At 68.1% G+C, this 18,412-nt stretch carries 19 protein-coding genes and 1 pseudogene; 13 read left to right on the forward strand and 7 right to left on the reverse strand.

Annotated elements, in window-relative coordinates:
* Positions 1–11: 11 nt before the first annotated feature.
* Entirely contained in the window at positions 12–929 is a 918-nt protein-coding gene (locus AC1C2R_RS07970; protein WP_495379592.1) for a DNA-3-methyladenine glycosylase family protein, read from the reverse strand.
* A 14-nt stretch (positions 930–943) separates the two neighbouring features.
* Positions 944–1,534, reverse strand: coding sequence for a TetR/AcrR family transcriptional regulator (locus AC1C2R_RS07975; RefSeq protein WP_495379593.1), 591 nt, complete (start codon positions 1,532–1,534; stop codon positions 944–946).
* 91 nt (positions 1,535–1,625) lie between these two features.
* On the opposite strand from AC1C2R_RS07975, the gene AC1C2R_RS07980 reads away from it, so the two are divergent.
* Both AC1C2R_RS07980 and AC1C2R_RS07985 read left to right on the forward strand, forming a co-directional pair.
* Positions 1,626–2,738: an SDR family NAD(P)-dependent oxidoreductase gene (locus AC1C2R_RS07980; protein ID WP_495379594.1), complete on the forward strand. Its 1,113-nt coding sequence runs from the start codon at positions 1,626–1,628 to the stop codon at positions 2,736–2,738.
* Positions 2,735–3,589 carry an SDR family oxidoreductase gene (locus AC1C2R_RS07985; protein ID WP_495351983.1) on the forward strand — a complete coding sequence of 285 codons (855 nt, stop codon included), beginning with the start codon at positions 2,735–2,737 and terminating at the stop codon, positions 3,587–3,589. Before AC1C2R_RS07980 ends, AC1C2R_RS07985 begins: the two co-directional genes overlap by 4 nt.
* A gap of 49 nt (positions 3,590–3,638) precedes the next feature.
* On the opposite strand, the gene AC1C2R_RS07990 is transcribed toward AC1C2R_RS07985, so the two are convergent.
* Complete coding sequence (locus tag AC1C2R_RS07990; protein ID WP_495351984.1) at positions 3,639–4,361, reverse strand: YoaK family protein; 723 nt, start codon at positions 4,359–4,361, stop codon at positions 3,639–3,641.
* Positions 4,362–4,613: 252 nt separating this feature from the next.
* On the opposite strand from AC1C2R_RS07990, the gene AC1C2R_RS07995 reads away from it, so the two are divergent.
* Positions 4,614–5,276 carry a pentapeptide repeat-containing protein gene (locus AC1C2R_RS07995; protein WP_495351985.1) on the forward strand — a complete coding sequence of 221 codons (663 nt, stop codon included), beginning with the start codon at positions 4,614–4,616 and terminating at the stop codon, positions 5,274–5,276.
* Positions 5,277–5,363: 87 nt separating this feature from the next.
* On the opposite strand, the gene AC1C2R_RS08000 is transcribed toward AC1C2R_RS07995, so the two are convergent.
* A complete protein-coding gene (locus tag AC1C2R_RS08000; RefSeq protein WP_495379595.1) occupies positions 5,364–6,770 on the reverse strand; it encodes an alpha/beta hydrolase fold domain-containing protein in 1,407 nt (468 codons plus the stop codon).
* 76 nt (positions 6,771–6,846) lie between these two features.
* On the opposite strand from AC1C2R_RS08000, the gene AC1C2R_RS08005 reads away from it, so the two are divergent.
* The 3 genes and pseudogenes from AC1C2R_RS08005 to AC1C2R_RS08015 all read left to right on the forward strand — a co-directional run bounded on the left by AC1C2R_RS08005 (position 6,847) and on the right by AC1C2R_RS08015 (position 10,801).
* Positions 6,847–9,246 carry an MMPL family transporter gene (locus AC1C2R_RS08005; RefSeq protein WP_495379596.1) on the forward strand — a complete coding sequence of 800 codons (2,400 nt, stop codon included), beginning with the start codon at positions 6,847–6,849 and terminating at the stop codon, positions 9,244–9,246.
* Between the two features lie 41 nt (positions 9,247–9,287).
* A pseudogene (locus tag AC1C2R_RS08010) lies at positions 9,288–9,754 on the forward strand (aldo/keto reductase); the annotation flags it as partial.
* A gap of 21 nt (positions 9,755–9,775) precedes the next feature.
* On the forward strand, positions 9,776–10,801 hold the full coding sequence (locus tag AC1C2R_RS08015) for a zinc-dependent alcohol dehydrogenase family protein (RefSeq protein ID WP_495380387.1): 1,026 nt from the start codon (positions 9,776–9,778) through the stop codon (positions 10,799–10,801).
* Between the two features lie 46 nt (positions 10,802–10,847).
* On the opposite strand, the gene AC1C2R_RS08020 is transcribed toward AC1C2R_RS08015, so the two are convergent.
* Both AC1C2R_RS08020 and AC1C2R_RS08025 read right to left on the reverse strand, forming a co-directional pair.
* Positions 10,848–11,213, reverse strand: coding sequence for a nucleoside triphosphate pyrophosphohydrolase family protein (locus AC1C2R_RS08020; RefSeq protein WP_495351988.1), 366 nt, complete (start codon positions 11,211–11,213; stop codon positions 10,848–10,850).
* Between the two features lie 49 nt (positions 11,214–11,262).
* A complete protein-coding gene (locus AC1C2R_RS08025; RefSeq protein WP_495351989.1) occupies positions 11,263–12,036 on the reverse strand; it encodes an alpha/beta fold hydrolase in 774 nt (257 codons plus the stop codon).
* Between the two features lie 211 nt (positions 12,037–12,247).
* Here AC1C2R_RS08025 and AC1C2R_RS08030 point away from each other — a divergent pair, with 211 nt between their 5' ends.
* From AC1C2R_RS08030 to AC1C2R_RS08055, 6 genes are all read left to right on the forward strand, one after another.
* On the forward strand, positions 12,248–12,847 hold the full coding sequence (locus AC1C2R_RS08030) for an acyl-CoA-like ligand-binding transcription factor (protein ID WP_495351990.1): 600 nt from the start codon (positions 12,248–12,250) through the stop codon (positions 12,845–12,847).
* Complete coding sequence (locus AC1C2R_RS08035; protein ID WP_495351991.1) at positions 12,844–13,224, forward strand: nuclear transport factor 2 family protein; 381 nt, start codon at positions 12,844–12,846, stop codon at positions 13,222–13,224. The genes AC1C2R_RS08030 and AC1C2R_RS08035 overlap by 4 nt, the downstream gene beginning before the upstream one ends.
* A gap of 281 nt (positions 13,225–13,505) precedes the next feature.
* Positions 13,506–13,916, forward strand: coding sequence for a group I truncated hemoglobin (locus tag AC1C2R_RS08040; protein WP_495351992.1), 411 nt, complete (start codon positions 13,506–13,508; stop codon positions 13,914–13,916).
* Between the two features lie 4 nt (positions 13,917–13,920).
* The gene (locus tag AC1C2R_RS08045; RefSeq protein WP_495379597.1) at positions 13,921–15,123 is read left to right on the forward strand and encodes a globin domain-containing protein; all 1,203 of its coding nucleotides are present in this window, start codon (positions 13,921–13,923) and stop codon (positions 15,121–15,123) included.
* Entirely contained in the window at positions 15,123–15,944 is an 822-nt protein-coding gene (locus tag AC1C2R_RS08050) for a hypothetical protein (protein WP_495351994.1), read from the forward strand. Before AC1C2R_RS08045 ends, AC1C2R_RS08050 begins: the two co-directional genes overlap by 1 nt.
* A 218-nt stretch (positions 15,945–16,162) precedes the next feature.
* Positions 16,163–16,876 carry a hypothetical protein gene (locus AC1C2R_RS08055; RefSeq protein WP_495379598.1) on the forward strand — a complete coding sequence of 238 codons (714 nt, stop codon included), beginning with the start codon at positions 16,163–16,165 and terminating at the stop codon, positions 16,874–16,876.
* Positions 16,877–17,029: 153 nt separating this feature from the next.
* Here the strand turns inward: AC1C2R_RS08055 and AC1C2R_RS08060 are convergent, their stop codons facing one another.
* On the reverse strand, positions 17,030–17,323 hold the full coding sequence (locus tag AC1C2R_RS08060; RefSeq protein ID WP_495351996.1) for a hypothetical protein: 294 nt from the start codon (positions 17,321–17,323) through the stop codon (positions 17,030–17,032).
* 825 nt (positions 17,324–18,148) lie between these two features.
* On the opposite strand from AC1C2R_RS08060, the gene AC1C2R_RS08065 reads away from it, so the two are divergent.
* The gene (locus AC1C2R_RS08065) at positions 18,149–18,391 is read left to right on the forward strand and encodes a helix-turn-helix domain-containing protein (RefSeq protein ID WP_495379599.1); all 243 of its coding nucleotides are present in this window, start codon (positions 18,149–18,151) and stop codon (positions 18,389–18,391) included.
* Positions 18,392–18,412: the final 21 nt, after the last annotated feature.

Here is an 18,412-nt window from a genome sequence, read left to right on the forward strand (position 1 = left end):
CGCACCGCCGCTCAGATCGCGCGATGGTCGACGAACGCCATGCGCGGCCCCCGTCGAGGCCGGCCGCGAACGCCGGCCGCGCCGAGCAACCGCACCACCCGGTACCGGTGACCGGCCCACGGGGCGAGCGTCTCGAGCATCTCGTCATCGCTCATGTCGCGGCCCGCAAGCGCGTGGCCGACGTAGTTCGAGAGGTGGTAGTCGCCCACCGAGAGTGCGTCGGCGTCGCCGAGTGCACGCTGGGCGACCTCGGCGACGGTCCACGGGCCGACACCGGGCATGAGGGTGAGGCGAGCCGCGGCATCCGTCGGGCTCATGTCGACGACGGCCTCGAGCTTCGGTGCGTAGCCCGCGGCGTTCTGCAGGGTGCGCGCCCGTTTCGGATCGACGCCGGCCTGGTGCCACTCCCAGCTCGGGATCGCGCACCACGCCTCGGGTGACGGCACGACCCGCATCGGTCGGGGCGTCGGGCCCGGCGCCGGGGTGCCGAACCGCGTCACGAGTCGTCGCCACGAGTCGTGCGCCTGCAGCGTGATGACCTTCTGCTCGAGAATCGTCGCCGCGAGCGCGTCGAAGACCTGAGCGGAGCGCGTGATACGCAGACCCGGATTCAAGCGGTGCGCATCGTCGAGCAGGCGCAGGCCGGGCTCGAATCCGGCGGGATCGTCGCGATCGCCGAGCAGTTCGGGCGCCTGCTCGACCGCGATGCCGGCACCGGGCCCCCAGGCCTCGCAACGCAACTCGTCGGCGGCAGGCTGGGTCAGGCGCACGGTCGCATCGCCGTCGTGCGTGCGAGTCGTTCGCCACACCGCACCACTCGCGTCGACGTGGAACGCCGGGTCGCCGCCACCGCGGCGCAGCACCCAGATCGTCTGGCGAAGGTCGGTCGGATGCCGCGGCCGCCAGCTGAGGGCATGGTCCGCGATCACCGCTCCAGTGTGCCTCACGCTCCTGACAGGTGCGGCGTGAACGCCGCGTGGAAGAGCGACCGCGCCCGCTGCGCGACACGCTGACGCTCCGAGGCATCCGTGCGCGCGACGACATCGGCGAGCATCGTGACCGCGAGCAGCACGTCTTCGGTGGCGACGTGGTCGCCGATGCGTCCGGCTGCTCGCTCGCGGTCGAGCACGGTGCCGACGATGCGGGCAAGTCGTGCACCGAGGTGGGTCACACGCTCCTCGTGCTGGTTGCGCCAGATCAGGTCGATGATCGCGGTCGAGACCACCGCCTGCTCGATGATCGCGTCGAGCAGCTCGTCGAGGGTCGCTTCGGCAGGCTCGACGGATGCCTCGAGCTGGTCGATGTTCTCGTCGAAGACGGCCACGGCGAGTTCGAGTCGATCGGGGAAGTGGCGGTAGAGGCTGCCCTGGCCGACGCCGGCGCGCTTCGCGATCGCGTTGAACGGGGCCTGCAGGCCATCGCTCGCGAAGACCTCTCGCGCGGCGGCGATGATCGCGCGCCGATTCTCGGGTCCGGCACTCGGGCCGCGATTGGCCTTGCGAGTCTCGGATGTTCCCTTCTCACGTTCAGGCACGAGTGCTACCTTACTACCGGACAACGATGTCCGGTATGAGCTTCGAAATACAGAAGAACCGTCGGAACACTGAAGAGAAGGAAGCACTCGCATGAGCACCACCAAGCCACTCTCGGGCGACGACTCGATCAAGACCTGGCTCGACCATCCGGTCGGCGGCCCGATCGTCCGCGACCTGCTCGCGCAGGCCGGCCAGGACCCCGACGTGCTGCGCCCCGTGCAGCGCCTCGCCATCAAGCGGCTCGTCAAGCTCAGCAAGGGCAGCTTCAGCCAGGAGATGATCGACACGCTCGTCGCGCGCGCGGCGACCGGCGACGTTCCGGCGGGCGCGCCTGCGTCGACGGATGCTGCGGCTGCGGTGTCCGCCGCAGGGGCCGGCGCCGAGGCATCCGACCGCGGTACCGACGCCGCCCCAGCCGCCGCGCCCGCCGTGGAACAGCCCGTGTGGGTGGAACGCCTCGACCAGGGCCGTTTCGCGGGCAAGACCGTCATCGTCACGGGCGCCGGTTCGGGCATCGGCCGTGCGACCGCGTCACGCATCGCGCGCGAGGGCGGCCGGGTCATCGGCGTCGACGTGTCGCAGGAGCGACTCGACGAGTTCGCGGCCGAACACGCCGGTGCCGAGGTCGTGACCCTCGTGGCCGACATCACCGACGACGCGGCCATCGCCCGCATCGTCGAAGCCGCCGGCGACCGCATCGACGGCCTCGCGAACATCGCCGGCATCATGGATGACATGACGCCGATCGGCGAGCTCACCGACGCCGTCTGGAAGCGCGTCTTCTCGGTCAACGTCGACGGCACCATGAAGCTCATGCGCGCCGTCGTGCCCGTCATGCTCGCGCAGGGCATCGGCTCGATCGTGAACACCGCCTCCGAGGCGGCGTTGCGCGGCTCGGCCGCGGGCGTGGCCTACACCGCATCGAAGCACGCCGTCGTCGGCCTCACGAAGTCGACGGCGTTCATGTACGGCCCGAGCGGCCTGCGCGTGAACGCGGTCGCTCCCGGTGCGACCATCACGAACATCGAAGCGACGTTCGCGTCACCACTCGGCGCCGAGCGGGTGCGCCAGGCCATGGCGATCCTTCCGGATGCCGCCGAGGCCGAGGCGCTCGCGGCATCCATCACCTTCCTGCTCAGCGACGACGGCGTGAACATCAACGGCGTCGTGCTCGCGAGCGACGGCGGCTGGTCGGCGGCATGAGCGCGAACGGAGCAGTCGGCACGCGCGACGTGCTCGTCGTCATCGGCGTCGGCGGCATGGGCGAGGCGATCGCCCGCCGCCAGGGCACCGGGCGCACGGTCGTGCTCGCCGACTTCAGCGAAGAGGCGCTCGACCGCGTCGGCGACGGCCTTCGCGGCGACGGATTCGACGTCGTGACGCACCGCGTCGACGTGTCGTCGCGTGCATCGGTCGTCGGGCTCGCGAACGCCGCAGCCGAACTGGGGCCGGTCACACAGCTCGTGCATACGGCGGGCCTCTCCCCCGTGCAGGCGCCGCGCGACGCGATCCTCGCCGTCGACCTGCTGGGCACCGCGCTCGTGCTCGACGAGTTCGAGCGGGTCATCGCACCGGGCGGAGCCGGCGTCGTCATCGCGAGCATGGCGGGCCACTTCCTGCCGCCGCTGCCGCCCGAGGTGTCGCACGCTCTCGCGATGACTCCGGCCGATGACCTCCTGTCGTTGCCGGTGCTCGCCTCGGTCACCGAGGCCGCCGCGGCGTATCCGCTCGCCAAGCACGGCAATCACCTGCGGGTGCGCGCGGCCAGCACCGGGTGGGGTGCTCGTGGCGCCCGCATCAACAGCATCAGCCCCGGCGTCATCTCGACGCCGATGGGCCAGCAGGAGCTCGCCGGCGAGTCGGGCGGGCAGATGCGAGCGATGATCGACGCGTCCGGCACCGGCCGCGTCGGCACGCCGTACGACATCGCGGATGCCGCGGCGTTCCTGCTCGGGCCCGACGCGAGCTTCATCACGGGCACCGACCTGCTGGTCGACGGCGGGGTGGTGGCTGCGGTCAGCAGCGGCCGGCTCGGGCTGCGCGGCAGGGAGTAGCACCCGGGTCCCCGCCGAGGGCCGGTGCCACACGGCGCCGGCCTTCGAGTCACGCCGCGCGCCGCGGCATCCTCATGTCCTCGTCTTGCCCAGGCACCGGGATGGGCAACTTCGCGAGCAGCGCCAACCCGATGAGCGACGGAAGCAACGGGAGCGCCGCTCCGAGCGCGGGCTCGACGCTCATGAGCAGCGCAGCACACACGGCGCCGAGCACGAGCGCGACGATGGCGCCGATGCGGATGCCGCTGTCCTCTGTATTCCGGTCGGCGAAGCCGGCCATGACGCTCGTCAGTGTGCCGGTCATGAAGGTCGTCGTCACGCCGGAGCGGCGCTCGATGCGTCGCGCGACGGAGGTCTGTCCGGCCATTCCGAGCGCCGAAGGCGCGATGAGGGCCACGAGAATGAGCAATTCCGTCGGGTGCGGGTTGAGCAGCCAGCCGACGAGCACGACGACCTGGGCCAGCACGGTCGCCGTCAACACGATCAGGAGCCCCCGTCGAAGAGTTGCACCCGGCCGGGCGATCCGCAGCGAGATGAACACGCCCGCGGCGAAGAACACCAGGGCGACGCTCGCACCCACCAGGGTGTTCGCGTAGTCGGGCCGTTCGAACAGGCCCGCCAAGATCATGTTGCCGGTCATGTTCGCCGTGAAGATGCCGCCGAACTGGAGGAAGGCGAACGCATCTGTCGCCCCCGCTGCGAATGAGAGCACCACTGCGAGACCGGTGAGCTGCGGCCCGACTCGCGTGAGGCGATCGTCTGACGTCGTCATTTGCCCTCCCTCGGAGGCCAGTACGGCTTCCCGCCACCGGTTCACGACGGATGCGCGCTCTCGCCTCAGCCGGAACTTCAGTCGCGTGATTGCCATTCCTCGTGGTTGCAATTCAACTGCATGTCGGATGCGGCCGAAAGGACTGTTTCGCGCACACGGCGGCCGACACGCACGGCGGCTGACGGCGGGCACGGTCAGTGACGGGCCGTAACCTCGATCTGTTCGATTCGACGACATTCACCAGAGGACGCCATGCCCCCACGCCCGCACACTCTCGCGCCGCGGATCGACGAGATCACGCTCACCGACCTGACGGAGGCCGACATCGACACGCTCGCCGCCGGCGACCGCGTCGAGGGCCTGCGCTATCGAGGCGGCGACGTCTCGGAACGCGACCTGACGGGCGTGAGCCTCAGTGAGTGCGAGATCACCGGCGTGTTCGCCCATGACGCGCACCTCCGCGGTGCGGTACTGACCGAGACCGTGATCGAACGCCTCGAGGCACCGGTGCTGCGCGCGCCTCGGGCCACATTGCGCGACGTGCTCATCTCGAGCTCACGCATCGGCTCCGTCGAGTTCTACGACAACACGTGGCAGTCGGTGCGTTTCATCGGCTGCAAGCTCGGCTTCGTGAACCTGCGGGGGGCTGAGATCCGCGACATCCGGTTCACCGACTGCACCATCGAAGAACTCGACCTCGGAAACATCCGTGCCGAGCGCGTCGCGTTCGAACAGACCGAGGTGCGCGCGCTCGACGTGACCGGCGCGAGACTCCGTGACGTCGACCTGCGCGGACTCGACCTCGCCGCGATCACCGGCCTCGAAGGCCTGAAGGGCGCGACGCTCGACGGCATGCAGGTCGCCCTGCTGGCGTCACTCTTTGCGAGTCACCTCGGCATCCGCGTCGTCGACTGAGCGCACGCAGTCACCTCACGGGCGAGTCGCCTCGGCATCCGCGTCGTCGACTGAGCGCACGCGCTCTGCACCGACCCCGCAGCGCTCTCAGACGGTGACGCGCCGCGCGAAGTCGATGGCGTCGTCGAGCAGGGCGTCGCGGTCGACCGCGCCCTCCCAGCGATGCCCGGCACCCTCGACGAGCACGAGCTCTGCCGATGCTCCCGCCGAGAGCAGCGCGTCGGTGAGCAGCTCGGCCTGCGACACGGGCACCGAGCGGTCGCTCGTTCCGTTCACGATGAGGAAGGGCGGGGCTCCGAGCCGCACTTGCCGTGCCGGGCTCGCCGCCACCGCGCGTTCGGGGTTCGACGCGACCGTCGCCCCGAGCCACTTCGCCTCGCTGCAGTCGGGATCGTCCTCCCGTCCGAGGGCGCGGGCGTGCTCGATGAAGTCGGTCGGCCCGTACCAGTCGATGACGCCGCGCACCGCGGCATCCGCGCGAAGACCGATGAGTGCCGCGAGCGTCGCCCCCGCTGACTCGCCCCAGAGCACGACGCGCGACGCGTCGAGGCCGAACCGTTCGGCATTCGCCCGCAGCCAGTCGAGCGCCGCCGAGACGTCGTCGAGCTGGGCGGGAAAGACCGCCTCGGTGCTCAGGCGATAGTCGACGGATGCCACGGCGAACCCCGCGGCGACGATGCGGCCGAACGCCTGCTCGATCTCGGGGCCGAATTCGCGCCTGCTGCCGCTCTGCCACCCGCCGCCGTGCACGAAGAGGATGACCGGCGTTGGCGCGGCCTCGACCGCCGGCAGATGCAGGTCGAGCGCGAGCGGCCGGTGGCCGGCGAGCTCGGTGTAGACGAGGTCGCGCAGCACTCGCGCACCGGTGCGGGGGTGCTGCGACCGCTGCGCCGACGCCGGCGGCTGCGGCTGCGGCTGCGGCTGCGTCGCACCGAGCACCGCGTCGACGAGCCGTCGGGGCGACTCGGGGTCGAGCGGTGCGCGGCTCAGGATCCGCAGGATCAACGCGCCGACGAGCGCCTCGACGATCTCCTGGATCGGCGACGCGGCAGGAAGGTCAGAGGTGTTGACCGCCGACTCGAGTCGCACGATGAGCGCCGAGCCGGCACCGAGGCTCTCGTACAGGCGTCGACCGACCTCGTCATGCTCCGAAGCCGCCGCGAGCAGGGATCGCAGGAGGGTCTCGTTGCCGGGGTCGGCGATGAATCGGCTCAGGTCGTCGAGCCAGACGACGAGGTCGGCCCGCGCATCTCCGGAGTCACCCGGGATGAAACGATCCGGCAGGAGGATGCCCTCGAGGAGGCACTCCGCGACGAGTGCGCCCTTCGACGACCACCAGCGATAGATCGTCTGCTTGCCGACTCCGGCAGCGGCGGCGATGCCCTCCATCGAGAGGTGGTCGTACCCGCGCTCGGCGAAGAGACGCGCGGTCGCGTCGAGGATCGCGAGGCGCGCGGACTCGCTTCGCGCTGCGCCTCGTCGCCGCTCGGACATCCTCACATCCTATTCACAATCAACGAGACGGACCGTTGCGTATTGTTGTCCTTCGGGGCTTCGGGAGGACAGACGGATGGCGGAACTGCTCTATCGCTTGGGCAAGCTCTCTGCGCGGCGCGCGTGGACTGTCGTCGCGGCATGGGTGCTCGTGCTCGTCGTCGCCGGCGTCGGCTTCGCAATCGGGTTCAAGGGTCTCGCGACGAGCTTCGACATCCCCGGCACCGCGTCGGGCGCGGTGACCGAAGAGCTCCAGGAGCAGCTCCCCGACTTCGCCGGTGCCTCCGGCACGGTGGTCTTCGAGACGAGCGACGGCAGCGCACTGAGCGACACCCAGCGCGAGCAGATCAGTGCGCTCGTGGCAGACGGCCATGAGCTGCCGGATGTCGCGGACGTCATCGACCCCTTCGAGACCGAGCAGCAGCGGGCCGATCGCCGACAGGAGCTCACCGACGGCCGGGCGCAACTCGAGGCCGGCCGCACCCAGCTCGACGCCGCGCAAGCGCAACTCGACGCGGGCCGCCAGCAGGCCGTGGCGGCAGGGGCGCCGGCCGAACAGCTCGCCGCGCTCGACGAGCAGCAGGCGCAACTCGACGCATCTCGCGACGAACTCGAGTCGGGCGCAGAGCAACTCGAGGTCGGCGCCGAGCTGCTCGAACTCTCAGACGGCATTCACGTGATCTCCGACGACGAGTCCACCGTGCTCGTGAACGTCGCCTTCACCGAGCCGCGGCTCGAGCTTCCCGAAGAGTCGAAGCAGGCGGTCATCGACCATTTCGAGTCCGAGCCGATCGACGGCGTCGAGGTCTCGTTCTCCACCGACATCGCGCAGGGCGTGCCGCAGCTCGTCGGCATCGGCGAGATCGTCGGCGTCGTCTTCGCCGCCATCGTGCTGCTCGTGATGCTCGGTTCAGTGCTCGCGGCCGCACTTCCGCTCGTCACCGCCCTCGTCGGCGTCGCGATCGCCGCCCTCGGCTCGCTCGCCTTCTCGGGCGTCGTGCAGATGGCGTCGGTGACCCCGATGCTCGGCGTGATGCTCGGCCTCGCGGTGGGCATCGACTACTCGCTCTTCATCATCAACCGGCACCGCAAGCAACTGCTGCAGGGTGCCGAGGTGCGCGAGTCGATCGGCCTCGCGAACGGCACCGCCGGCAACGCGGTGGTCTTCGCCGGCGCCACGGTCGTCGTGGCGTTGCTCGCCCTGAACGTGACCGGGGTCCCCTTCCTCGGCCTCATGGGAACCGTCGGCGCCGTCGGCGTGGCGGTCGCCGTGCTCATCGCCGTCAGCCTCACGCCCGCCATTCTCGGGCTCCTCGGCGAGCGCGTGCTCAGCCGTCGCGCGCGGGCACGCGTGGGTGAGGAGCACCACGAGGACACGAAGGCGAAGCCCATGTCGACTTGGCGGGCCATCGTGACCGTCATCGCGACCGCCGCCGCCCTCCTCACGATCGCGATCCCGGCTCTCTCCATGCGCGTGGGCCTGCCCGACGGGTCATCCGAAGCCGCCGACTCCGCGTCGTACCGCGCGTTCATGACGACCGAAGCCGCGTTCGGCGCCGGCGCGAACGGCCCGCTCCTCGTGACCGCCGCCCTTCCCGCGGGCCTCGACGATGACGAGGTGCTCGGCGCCCAGCTCGAAGTCGCCCGTACCCTGGCCGATCAAGACGATGTCGTGGCCGTTGCCCCGATCGCGGTCTCCGACGACAGCCGGCTCGCCGCGTTCCAGGTCGTTCCCACCGAGGGGCCCAACAGCGCCTCCACCGAGCAGCTCGTGCGCGAGCTGCGTGAGCTGCCGCCGATCGACGGCGACATCACGCTCGGCGTGGCCGGCCAGGCGGCGATCAACATCGACATCTCCGAGAACCTCGCCGACGTGCTGCCGACCTACCTCGCGGTCGTCGTCGGGCTCTCGCTGCTCATCATGATCCTCGTGTTCCGCTCGATCCTCGTGCCGCTCATCGCGACCGGCGGGTTCATCCTGTCGCTGTTCGCCACCTACGGCGCGACCGTCGCGGTGTTCCAGTGGGGGTGGCTCGCCGAGCCGCTCGGCATCCACACCGGTCCGATCCTGAGCTTCCTGCCGGTGATCCTCGTGGGCATCCTGTTCGGGCTCGCGATGGACTACCAGCTCTTCCTGGCATCTGGCATGCGCGAGGCGTACGTGCACGGGGCATCCGCTCGCCTGGCCGTCGCCCGTGGATTCCGGGCCGGTCGGTCGGTCGTCATCGCCGCCGGCCTCATCATGGTGTCGGTCTTCGGCGGGTTCGTGTTCTCGGAATCGACCATGATCAGGTCGATCGGCTTCGGCCTCGCCTTCGGCGTGCTCGTCGACGCATTCGCGGTCCGGATGCTCCTCATGCCGGCGCTCATGCACCTGCTCGGCCGCTCGGCGTGGTGGATCCCGCGCTGGCTCGACCGCATCATGCCGAACGTCGACGTCGAGGGGGCGGCGCTCGAGCGCAGGCATCACGCCTGAGCACTCCGCGTTCGAACCGACACCGGCGTAACGTCGGGGTCATGACCGTTCCCACTTTCACGCTCAACAACGGCATCGAGATGCCCGTGCTCGGGTTCGGCGTCTTCCAGACCTCGCCCGAAGAGACCACGGCCGCGGTGGGCGAAGCGCTCGCGGTCGGGTACCGGCACGTCGACACCGCCGCTGCGTACGGCAACGAACGCGAGGTCGGGCGGGCTATCGCCGACTCCGGCATCCCTCGCGACGAGCTGTTCATCGAGACGAAGGTCTGGATCAGCGACTACGGGTTCGATGAGACGCTGCACGCCTTCGAGAAGTCCGCCGGCAAGCTCGGCGTCGACCAGATCGACCTGCTCATCCTGCACCAGCCGTTGCCGTCGGCCTGGCAGGAGACGCTCGGCGCCTACCGCGCCCTCGAGCAGCTCCACGCCGACGGCAGGGTGCGCGCCATCGGGGTGAGCACCTGACCGAGCTGATGATCGCGACCGAGATCGTGCCGGCCGTGAACCACGAAACGAAGGAGCACATTGTGCGCGGAGTGATGATGTACGGGCCGGGAGACGTTCGGCTCGAAGAGCGCGACGCCCCGACGATCATCGAACCCACTGATGCCATTATCCGCTTGTCCGCGACGTGTATTTGCGGGTCTGATCTGTGGCCGTACCGCGGGGCGGAGCCTCTCTACTCGACGCCGCAGGCGATGGGTCATGAGTACATCGGCGTGGTCGAAAAGATCGGCGCAGATGTGAGGAATGTGGAGATCGGCGATTTCGTAGTGGGATCGTTCGTCGCCTCGGACAATACCTGCGAGATCTGCCAGGCCGGCTACCAATCCCGTTGCATCCACAACGTGATGATGGGCGCGATCGGCACGCAGGCTGAGCTCGCACGTATTCCGCTGGCCGACGGCACTCTTGTCGCCACCCCTGGTCACCCGGATGCGGACCTGATCCCGTCGCTGATGGCGGCATCCGATGTGCTCGGCACCGGATGGTACGGGGCCGTCGCCGCCGAAGCAGGACCCGGGAAGACCATCGCTGTCGTCGGCGATGGTGCTGTGGGGCTTTCGGCGGTGCTCGCTGCCGAGCAGCTCGGTGCCGAACGGATCATCCTGTTCAGCCGCCACCCGGAACGGCAGAAGCTGGGGCGCGCGTTCGGCGCAACGGACATCATCGAAGAGCGCGGCGATGAGGGTGCAGCAAAGGTCAAGGAGCTCACGGGCGGCTACGGTACCCACGGCACCGTCGAGGCCGTCGGTACGCAGGAGTCGATGTGGCAGGCGATCAACTGCACTCGTCCCGGCGGTTACGTCGGATACGTCGGGGTCTCTCATGGCGTCGAATTGAGCGGCTTGAACCTCTTCTTCGCCAGCGTGCACCTGCACGGCGGGCCGGCCCCGGTGCGCCAGTACCTCCCCGACCTCATTCAGCTCATCTGGGACCGCAAGATCGACCCCGGAAAGGTGTTCGACCTGACTTTGCCGGTCGAGGAGGCCGCCGAAGGCTACAAGGCGATGGATGAGCGCCGCGCCACGAAGGTTCTGCTCACCTTCTGACTCCGCGCCCACGGGCGGCCTGTTTCGGCCGCCCACGAGATTGAACTCAAGACCTCCCCTCCGACGTCCTCGCCTCGTGCGGCCGGAGACCCGCTTCGATCCGGTCCATGGTGCCGGCGTAGGCGTCGGTGATGTCGATGCCGAGTCGTTCGGCGATGACGATCACCCACCACAGGGATTCCGAGAGCTTGTGCCGCAGCTGCGCATCGACGTCGCCGCCGATCTCCCACGTGCCGTCGTGGGCGAGAATCAGTCGCCCGACCGTGCCGACGTCATTGCTGAAGCCGAGCATGAGCTCGTGCAGTGTCCACACCCTTCCGTTGAGCCGCTGCTCGATCGTTTCGTATAACGCCCGCACCTCCATCGCGCGCTCGCGCGCGGCTTCGAGGCTGACCTGCTGTTCGGTGTTCACGGAGTCCTCCTTGAGTGTTGTCTTGCGATCGATCGGTCGGATGCCGCGGCTACTGCCCTGCGACCGCCTCCACTGTGATTGCCTCCGCTGTGATTGCCTCCGCGGTGCTCGCCGCCGCCGCTTCGATGACCGCCGCGACCTCGCGCGGGTGGCTCACCATCGACAGGTGTCCGGCTTCGAGTTCGGTCACGGTCGCGCCGGCCCGGTTCGCCATACGCAACTGCAGCGCGAGCGGGATGCTGCCATCGAGGGTGCCGGCCACGTACCACGACGGCAGGGTCTCCCACGCCTGGCCACCGGCCGCCGGTGCACCGACGGCGCCGAACGTGATGGGTCGCTGGCGTGCGAAGAACTCCGTCTGCAACTCCTCCGAGAGGCCGGTGGCGAACGCAGGCTCGAACGGGCCGCGCTTGATGTAGAGATCGACGTCACCCTCCGCGGCGCCCGGGTAGGGGACCATGTCGAACAGCTGGCTCGGGTCGACCGGTCCGGCGCTGTTGAGCAGATCGAGGAGACTCTCCCCCTCGATGGGCACGAACGCATCGACGTACACGATGCCGCGAACATCGGGCGCGCGGAGCGCCGCGGTGCCCACGAGTGCCCCGCCGTAGGAGTGCCCGACGAGGATGACGGGTCCGTTGGTGCGCGTCTGCAGGAACGTGGCGAGGTAGTCGGCGTCACCGCTGAGCGAACGCAGCGGGTTCGCGAACTCCAGTACGTCGAATCCGTCTGCCGACAGGATCCTCTGGACTTCCGCGAACGAGCTGGCGTCGGTCCACGCTCCGTGGACGATGACGATGGTGGGCTTGATCGAACCGGACATGTGAATACTTCCCTTTTCTCGAGGGCTCCTGGTCGGAGCCGCTTCCGCTTCTGATCGGCTGTCACCCGATCGCGGCGTACTGGCTACAACACGAAGGCTGGCAGATTATGCCCGATCTGCCAGATTGATCCGCAACTTGGCATAAACTGCCAATTGTGGACGGGCGACATATCGAAGCGTGCGCCACGGAAGGCAAAGGAGGATGAAGAGCATGAACACGGATGCATCCGACCGGGGCGATCTTCGTGAAATCGGCAAACAGGCGGTTCGCGCGGAAATCGCCCAACGCGCGCTCGCCCTTCTCGACGAACGCGGATTCGACGAGACGACCGTCGAGGAGATCTCCGCAGCGGTCGGAATCTCCCCGCGGAGCTTCTTCCGCTACTTCGCGACGAAAGAGGACCTCGTCATCGGCGACCTCATGCCGATGGGGCGTGTGATCGAGGAGGCACTTCTGTCGCGCCCAGACGAGGAGCCGCCGTGGGCGGCACTTCGGGCAGCGCTTGCGCCACTCGAACGCATCTCCGAGGGCGACCTCGAGAGCGTGCGACGAACCACGCGTGTGGCACTGAGCACCCCGGGCCTGAGAGCGAAGACGATCGAACGGCACACCGCATGGGCGGCCGTGCTCGCTCCGATCGTCGCCCGTCGCCTCACAGGGAAGAAGGAGCACCCGATCATCACAGCCGACGCCATCACGCAGTCCGCTCTCGCGTGCCTCTACGTCGCCACGGCGGCGTGGGCCACCGACGGTGGTCGATCGTATTCCAGCCTCCTCGACGAGGCCTTCGACGCGGTCGCGCAATTGTGAGCGCCGCCACCGAGTCCGCGCCCACCGCCGAGTCCGTCGCTCGCTGGGTCGACGGGTACCTGAAAGCGTGGGAGTCCAACGCCTCGCCCGATATCGCCGCGCTCTTCACGGAAGACGCCGAGTATCACGAGTCGCCGTACGAGACGGAATGGATCGGACGCGACGAGATCGTCGAAGGCTGGCGCGGCCGCTGGGACTGGCAGCAGGGCGGCTGGCAATTCGAATGGTCGCTCTCGTCGATCGACGGCCCGACCGTCGTGATCACCGGAATCGGGCACTACACGAAGCTCGGCGACTTCGACAACGTGTGGACCGTGACCTTCGACGAATCGGGCCGAGCCAGCCGCTTCGAGATGCTGAACACCGAACGGAACTGAACCTTCATTCCGTTTCGCTGCGGCATCGCTGACCCGTGAATGACGCAAGCGAGATGGTTTGCCAAGTCGGTGGGAAGATGGCTCGGACCCGTCGAATAGGATGGGTTCCTACCCGGAACTGGCGAGAGCTTCCCCCCGAGCTTGGCGCACGATCGATTCAGTCTCCTCGACGAGGAGACTCACGTTCACCGAGCACGCGGACCTTCGCGCTGAAGTGGCCCCTTGGGGTCGCGTTCTGCTAGGAAGAGAACCCAGGTGTTCCCCGAACGAACGGATGAAACGTGACAAGTCCCAGCGGCGACCAGCAGTCCGATGTACTCGAGCAGAGCGACTACGCGGCCGTGGGGGGCGCGCCGGCGATCACCGCGGTGGTCGGCAGGTTCTACGAACTGGTAGTGGCCGACGACCGGCTCGCCCCGTATTTCGAGGGGGTCGAGATGGTCCGGCTCAAGCGCCACCAGGTCGCGCTGGTCTCGCAGGTCATGGGCGGTCCGGTCGAGTACTCGGGGCGCGACCTGCGCGCGGCGCACCAGGGCATGGGCATCTCGACCGACGACTTCGCCGTCGTCGTCGACCACCTGGTGACGGCGCTGACCGAAGCCGGCGTCGAGCCCGCGATCATCGGCCGGGTGGGGGCTGCGCTCGGCGGTACGGAATCGGACATCGTCGAGGTGGCCTCGACGCGAGGCTGACTCGGTGAACACTGCCGCTCTGAAAGAGACGTGGGCGCTGGCCGAGGCTCTCGGCGACGAAGTCCCGCTCCACTTCTATTCCCACCTGTTCCTCTCCCATCCCGAGTTGCGGAGCATGTTCCCGGTCTCGATGGCGACCCAGCGCGACCGGTTGGTCGGAGCGCTGGGCCGCATCGTGTCGGGAGTCGATCAGCTCGACGAGGTCACCGGGCTGATCCAGCAGCTCGGCCGCGACCACCGGCGCTTCCAGGTCGTGGCGCAGCACTACGACGCGGTCGGTGCTTCCCTGCTCGCCACGCTGAAGCACTTCCTCGGAGATTTGTGGACCGAGGAGCTCGCCGCAGACTGGGCGGCGGCCTATGGACTCATCGCCACGGTGATGATCCAGGCGGCTGAGGAGTCCGAGCGCACGAGTCCAGCCTCATGGGCTGGGCAGGTGCTCTCAGTCGATCGGCGAAGCCTCGACATCGCGGTGGTCCAAGTGCTGCCCGAGCCCGCGTTGTCCTTCGAACCGGGCCAGTCGATGGCGATGGAGATCCCGGCCCGCCCTCGGCTCTGGCGCTATTTCAGTCCCGCCAACGCTCCGCGTGCCGACGGCACCCTCGAGTTCCACATCCAGTTGGTTCCCGGAGGTCAGGTGAGCGGCACGCTGATCAGCTCGCTCGCGGTCGGAGAGACCGTGCGCCTCGGTGCCCCGGTCGGTGAGGAGCTGACGCTCGGCGAGAACGATCGCGGACGCGACCTGCTGATGATCGCCGGCGGTGTCGGCCTGGCGCCGCTCCGCGCTCACCTGGAGCGCATCGACCAGCACTGGCAGAAGACCGGCGAGGCTCCTCAGGTGCACGTGTTCCATGGGGCGCGCGTGCCGTGGAACCTCTACGAGAACAAGCTGCTCCAAGATCTGCGCGTTCGCCCGTGGTTCACCTATACGCCGGTGGTCTCGGGCGACCCGAGCTACCCGGGCGCCAAGGGTCTGGTGGGGGATGTCGCTGCTGACGCCGCCCGGCCCGGTGACCTCGCACTCGTGTGCGGGTCGCCCAACATGGTGCGGCACGCGGTGTTGCGCGTGCGCGACGCCGGCCTGCCCTCGAGCGACATTCGCTTCGAGCAGTTCGCTACCCTCGACGAAGACAGCCACGCATTGCATCACCACACCCAGAACCCGCAGCCGGCGCAGGCTGCCGTAGAGCAAGTGGGAACCCGCTGATGACGCCCATGACGACCGACGACCCCGACTTTCCCGACGCTCCTCCCGCCGTGGAGCACGAGGGAACCCTGGCGAGCGCGGTGGGCCGCCTGCCCGAGGCGAGTGAGGTGCGCTTCGGCATCAAGCACATCGGCGGCGGGTACGACCGGGTTGAGGTCGACGCATTCGTACGCAAGACGTCGGAAGCCGTTGGCGCCGTCCGGGCCGCCGCGGACAGCGACCGCGAGGAGTTGACGAACCTGCGCACTGAGAACGCCAAGCTCCGTGCGGAGGCCGGCACCGATCTCCATCAGGAGATCGCTGCAGGGGCCGTCGGGTTGCTCTCTCAGGCGCAGCTGATCGCAGACCGCGCGGTGGCCGACGCTGAGCAGTACGCCCGCGATCTGGTGGTAACGGCCCGCGACCAGTATCGCGAGGTTCTGGAGCGCGCAGAACGCAGCGCGGTGCATGTGGTCGCGGGGCTGACCACATCAGAGAAGCCGGCCCTTCCCGAGATCGAGTACGTGCGTACCTACGCCAAGGTCGCGCAGATCCAGTTGCGCTCCGTGCTCGACGCCCTCACCGAACAGGTCGACCGTCTCGGAACCCTGCCTCTGGCCGAACACGAACCGGTCGCCGGTGCCTCGATCGGTGCCGACGCGCCGCCGGTCGATGACCCGGTCGTCGAGCCCGATTGGACACGACCGACCGTTCAGCGGGAATCGTTCGTCGAGCCGGAATCGTTCTCGATGCCGGGATCGTTCTCCGTGTCGGCATTCTCCGAGGATTCGCCCTCCGAGTCGCCGGCGCTGGCCGAGCCCCGAGCTCCTGTTCGAAACTGACGGTCGGCTGTCCTGTGGCGCAGGCGCGTCGCTGTTGACGTCGCCTGAATGAGCGGGTCCGCCGTGACGGCGGCCCCCGCGGTCTTCTCCGTTCTCAACAGCAGTGGAAAGCCGTCGCACAGGCGGCTGCGACCCCCTCCGTGCCCCCGAGGCCGTGAGGGGCAAGAGTTCCGAAAGTGTTCGCTTTCGTCGATCATCGCGTCCTTTAGCGTGAGCACATGACGACCGATCAGAAGCTCTCCCGTCTCGCCGGGTCGGTCCGTCCGGCGAGTTGGCGCCTGGTCGGAGGGGCGCTCGTCCTGGCGTCAGCGGCCCTCCAGTCCTTCGCTTCACTGCAGCGGTGGGTGTGGGCAGCCGGCAATTGGTCGCGGGAGGACCGGCTGGTCGAGGACAGCCGCTTCGACTACTCCTACCCCGCGGACCCCTGGGAGAATCTGGGCGCCGCGGCGCAGACGTTCGGCGCGGCCTACCTGCTCCTCGCGCTCGGGGTCCTCGCCATCGGTCGCGCGACGTTCGAACCCCGGCACCTGCAGATCGTGGCGGGGTACGTCGCTGCGGCGTGCTTCGGCATCACCGGATTGCACGCCCTCGTCTCGGGCCTGCTGGGGGTGCCGACCTTTCTGCAGAACCTGCCGTTCCAGATGGTGCACGGGCTGGCCGAAGTGCTCGCGCTGCTGTTCCTCGCCGCGAGCTGGGTGCGGACGTCGATCGCGACCTCGGTGGCCTGGCTCCTGCTGATCGGCGCGACGTTCTTCGGGTATTCGATCGCTGCGCTCGTCATCGCCCCCGCGATCCTCGGCTACCAATCGTTCGACATGACGCCCCACACCGAGACGGTCGTCGCTGCGTTCACCGGCGCCGCAGGCATCGCGCTGCTCGTCCCGCTCGTCCCGCTCCTGCCGCGCCCGAAGCGCCTGAAGCCGCGCAACTGACAGAACCCGGCTCCCGCACAACACGAGATTGCGGTTCGAACCGATTCGATATCGCGAACTGTCGCGGAAACTTGAACGACTCCGGCATCGTCACCACAACACGGCGGGACCGGTGTCGACCGGGAGCGAGCCGAGCTGCGACATCAGACCGGCTCAGCGCCTGCGGCGGGTGGAGATCTTGATGAGGACGGCGACGGATGCCGCGACGATGAGACCCAGGAACACCGGGTTCATGTCTTTGCTCAGGCTCGGCGCACGGTCCTGTGAGAGCGCCCAGATGAGGAAGGGCGTGAGGTAGAACGCGGTGAGCAGGCCCACCCACCAGCTGAGCGCCCGCGTTCGGGCGTCGACGAGGGTGACGACCATGGCGATGACGACGGGCACGACGGCCAGGAACGCGAACTGGCCGATGACGAGCACGGGGATCAACCATGCAGAGATCGTCACGGCAAGGTGTGCGCGACGTGGTCTCCGTGTTCCCGCCTGAAGTGTTGCGACTGCGATGTTGTCGGACATGTGAGCTCCATTTCCATGTGAGTTGTTAGTGAGTGACTCTACACTCACCCCACTCGCTCCGTCGCTCGAGCTCATTCGTGCTCTGATCGCGGCCCGGAATCGGCCATCGGCGCAAAAGAAAACGGCCCGAAACCTCAATAAGGCCCGGGCCGGTTCGATATCGCCGACTGATTCTTGGGAACTCGCTAATTCCCCGTGGTGGGGAGTTAGCGATATCGGTCATGCCCAGTAAGTGGGCGGCGGCGCAACAAGTCCTAACATCACGAATCCATAACGGCCAAGCATCGATTCCGCCCCATAGAGAAGAGCCGATCAGCAGCACATTCCCACGGACGTCCCGAATGGTCGCAACGGAACGGGATCGGAGGGGACCGACACCGTGAGCTGGACACCAGGTCGGCACGATCGACGTCGCGATCCCGAAGCTGCGGCGCTCGAGGAGCCATTCCGGGAAGTACGTGCCCTGCCGCACGGATGACCGCTGAGCTCAACGAGCACGTCGACAAGCCACGCGGCCACCGTCTTCGGGTTGCTGCTCGCCGATTGCTGAGGCGCATCCGTCGATCATGGTCGGCGTCGGATGTACATGAGGCACCGAACGAGCGTTGTGCTTGAGGATCTTCGCGAGCGACTAATAGAATAACCAAATGTATTGTCGTCTAGTGCGACGAGCGCGTACCAACGGTCACGCAGCATTTCGCCCTCTACGCTTGACCCATGCCCAGGACTTCACGGCCAAGGCCTCACGAGCTGACCGTGTCCTGGCCTGATGAAGCAGCGAGCGAACCCACCGGTGAGGTTGCCCGCCGCTTCGCCAACAACCTCCGCGAAGCGATCGGTGACCGAAGTATTCGCTCGGTGGCAAGCGCGTGTGAGATCAACCACGCCACACTCCTCGGAATCCTCGCCGGGAAAGTCTGGCCGGACCTCTACACGATCTCGAAACTGGAAACCGGGCTCGATGCCGACTTGTGGCCGGGACGGATCCGCAGAAGCTGACCGATGGTCATCGCAGGCGCG

The organism is Agromyces sp. Y182 (assembly GCF_059445385.1).